Origin of the sequence: Dolichospermum sp. LEGE 00246, assembly GCF_015207865.1 — a bacterium.
Lineage (GTDB): Bacteria > Cyanobacteriota > Cyanobacteriia > Cyanobacteriales > Nostocaceae > Dolichospermum > Dolichospermum heterosporum.
On record NZ_JADEWA010000474.1, the window covers coordinates 1 to 4,161 of the forward strand.

Annotated in this window: 1 protein-coding gene; it reads right to left on the minus strand. The window is 40.2% G+C overall.

What is annotated here, in order from left to right:
- Nucleotides 1–126: 126 nt before the first annotated feature.
- Nucleotides 127–3,147, minus strand: coding sequence for a phosphoenolpyruvate carboxylase (ppc, locus tag IQ228_RS22410; protein ID WP_193964492.1), 3,021 nt, complete (start codon nucleotides 3,145–3,147; stop codon nucleotides 127–129).
- Nucleotides 3,148–4,161: the final 1,014 nt, after the last annotated feature.

The following is a 4,161-nucleotide window of genomic DNA, read 5'->3' on the forward strand; positions in this document are numbered from 1 at the left end:
TTATTGGATTTTCACCCATTACCCATTACCCATTACCCATTACCCATTACCCATTACCCATTACCCATTACCCATTACCCATTACCCATTACCCATTACCCATTACCCATTACCCATTACCCATTATCAACCTGTATTTCTCATGCCGGCAGCAATTCCGTTGATAGTTAATAATGCCCCTCGCAGTAATTCTCCTTTACTGTAACGAGAGTGAATTACCCCGGTTGTGGGCGCATTTTTCGATTGACGGAGGCGTTTGAGAAGGGAAACTTGAATAAATCCTAAAGGCACAATTGTCCCATTTCTTAATTGTACAGAACGTTGTAATACTGGATCACCATCTAATAGTTTTTGGTGTCCAGTGATTTTTAAGACTAAATCTCTAGTCAGAAAGAATTCGCTAGAAATTTGCTCGAAAACTTTCTCGAATCGCTGTTTGTCTTCAGGATTAGACAATTCATCAACATAGTGACGTGCCATTTCCATGTCTACTTTTGCTAAAGTCATTTCGGCTTTAGAAATCACCATTTTAAAGAATGGCCATTTGAGGTAGAAATAGCGGAGTAATTTCAAATGTTGTTCTGGTTCTGCGTCCAGAAATTCCTGTAAAGCTGTACCAATTCCATACCAAGAAGGTAATAAAAAGCGGGTTTGTGTCCAACTAAATACCCAAGGAATGGCTCGCAAACTACTTAAATCTTTTTTACCAGATGGACGACGGGCTGGACGAGAACTAATTTGCAATTGGCTGATTTCTTCAATGGGGGTGACTTGGTGGAAGAAGTCAATAAAATCAGGTTGCTCATAAATTAGGTTACGATAGTGTTGACGCGACGCATGAGATAATTCTTCCATGATCTCATTCCAAGGTTCGATGTCATCAAACCCTGTTCCTAGTAAGCTGGCTTGAATTACCGCTGTAGTGATGGTTTCCAGATGATACAAAGCCAAATCTAACAAGGAATATTTAGAAGCTAAGACTTCCCCTTGTTCGGTAATTTTAATTCGTCCACTAATACTGTGACCTGGTTGGGCTAAAATCGCTTCATGAGCAGGTCCGCCACCACGCCCCACAGAACCACCTCGTCCGTGGAAAATCCGCAGATTTACACCGTAACTTTCGGCGATTTTCTGAAGTGATTTTTGAGCCTTATGAATTTCCCAGTTACTGCTTAAAAAACCAGAATCTTTATTACTATCGGAATACCCCAACATTACTTCTTGTAAGTTAGGATTCAAGGTAGAAATAGATGGAGATGCTTGTTCTTCACTGAGCGAAGTCGAAGTGTTAATTGCGGCATAACCTCCAGCCAGCATTGCCCGATATAAAGGCAATTCAAACAGTTGTCGCATTACGCCTCTAGAACGTTGTAAATCTTCTACGGTTTCAAACAGAGGAACGATGCGAATTGTCCCGACTGCAACTACAGGATCAAATAAACTGGATTCTTTGGCTAGGAGTAAAACCTCTAGTACGTCGCTGACTTCGCGGCACATACTAATAATATAAGTTTGGCAGATTTTAATGCCAAATTCTTGTTGTAGCGATCGCAAAATTCGGAAAGTTTCAATTACATCATTGGTTTTTTCCGAAAATGGTAACTCAGCGGGAATCAAGGGACGACGAGTTTGCAATTCTGAAGTTAACCAAGCGATTCTCTGTTCTTCTGATAATTCGTTGTAGGACTGGGGTAACAGTTGCAAATATTCCAGAATCTCGTTTAACGCGTCAGCATGACGGGATGATTCTTGCCGAATATCTAATTGAGTCAGATTAAAATCAAATATTTCCACTTGACAAATCAGGTTTTCCAACTCTCGACAACTTAAACCTGTTTCCGTCAAGTTGTGTTGAATTAACAACAACTCTGTTAAGAATTCTGCACCCGAACGGTACATAGGTGCATCTTCATTGTTTGGGGTTTCCCGATTATATAAAGCCAAATTGCGATCGCGGGTATTTTCCAAACGCTTGAGAATGTAAGATAACTTCAGACGATAAGGTTCTTGGCGGAAACGCAATGCTAAATCATCATACACCCCACTCAACTGTGATTGATCCAACTCCAAAGACTCTAGCAAATCTGGTAGTACATCACTCCAGTGCATAGATACACTCAATAAAGACACTAACTCTTTAACTGACTTAATATACCGCTCTAACACCATTTTTCGTTGATAACAAGCGGTTTTCCAAGTTACTTCCGGTGTCACCGAAGGATTACCATCTCGGTCTGAACCTACCCAAGAACCAAAAGAGCAAAAATTTGTCGTTGGTGGTTGTAACCAGGGAAAAGTTTCTCCCAAAGAATATTTGAAGCGTTTGTATAGTTGCGTAATACCATCAAACAACACTTCCTGAAAGTAGTGAAGAGCATAATCTACTTCATCCAAAACCGTTGGTTTAAACTGATGCAATTCGTCAGTTCGCCACCACAGGCGAATTTCTTCCAGTAATCTTTCCTTGACTTCCAAGGTTTCCCAAGGATAGCTACCAGCGCGACTTTGCGCTTCATCTAATTTTTGTAAAAGATGAACCACCTGACGCTGTTTATCCCGGATAGTATGACGGACAATTTCCGTCGGGTGTGCAGTGAAAACTAAACGGATATCCAGTTGAGAAATTAGACGTTGAATTTGTTGGGGTGGAACATTCAACTTAAACAACAGGGGAAATAAAGCCGCGAAAGTCCCTTTTTGCGGAGTTTCCGATGTCATTAAATCACTACCTATTTCCTTAGTAATAGGCAATTCTTCTTCTCTTTGGTTCGTAGAATAAATTATACTGGGAAAAACCTCCTCATCAGTTTCTCCACTATAGCGGTTTAATTGCTGCTTTTGCTCATATTCCTGCTCAATAATATTAATCAACTGAAAATACAACGCAAAGGCACGCGCCGCACGAATCGCTTCATTGATATTCAATTGTTCAATTAATTCTACAGCCGAGGCAGCTAAGTCATTCGTGGCTTGTCCCTCTGGAGAACATAAGTCCCGCAATTGGCGCAAAAGATCCACCATTTCTTGACCGCATTCTTGACGCAGCACCGACTCCCACAATTCCTCTACTACCTGTAGACGATGACGTAAGAATAATTCTGAGTGTAGCACTGGAAAATCAATATGTTCAGCTTTCATACTTTTCATCATACTCTTAAGATACTCAAAACATCTAACCTACCTTTTTGAGCATCCAATATCAAGCTGTTAGCTTTTTTTTAGGAGCTACTCACAGGTGACTTATCTTCCTTTTAATTGCTTTTGATTCATTTTCAGTAGAGAAGAGGCAAGTAAAATAAACCGCTTCACCAAATTCCTACTAGATTATTTTAGGATAAAGTTCGCTTTCACTCAATAGCTAACAGGAGAAAAGCTATAGCAGAAGTCAGGAGTTAGGCTTCACCTAATCTGGGACACTTTTCTGAATTTTTAATTTCACCCTGCGGTACTGGCTTATATACTCAAAATGGTTGGGACATAGACTTTATATAGGGCTTGCTGAATAAAGCTAAAACCATTTATTAACAAAGGGTTTCGCGGATTTTTACCACAAAAAAGTGCAAGGTTTTGGCTAATGGTGTCTCAAAATAGGTGCATTTTTCTTTCTCAGATTTGGAAAATTGAGGATATCCAGACAGTTAAAACTGTTCCCTGCCCTCACAGACAACTTTTTCAGCAAACCCTATATAAAATCACGACAAAATTAGATTTGTAGGGGTAGAGCAAGAGCTTCATTCGTTTCAACTTAAGCTCAAATCCCTACCACATCTCGTTCCTAGTCTCTGACTAGGAATGCAGTTGATGAGGCTCTGCCTCTAATATCATTGAAGGCAGAGCCTTCTAGAATTCATTCTCAGTCAGAGATTGGGAATGAGACGAGTTGAGTTCTTTGCGGGATAGATGTTTTACGTTAAGTTGACACCAATAAGCTTTTGCTTTACCCCTACACATCTGGGTTCTTTGTCATTTGGCAAAAGTTTAAATCTCACCCGTGTTTAGCTTAATCAGCAGAAGCCCCACGTCTCACTCTTAGGAGCGTGGGATGAATGCGCGTGAGTTGAGTTGCGTAGCCCAAATTGTATTTGAGCGTAGCGAAAACAAAGAAGGCTACAGCGACGAAACGAACAAAATATTGATTTTATGTTATTATAAAAAAGTAGG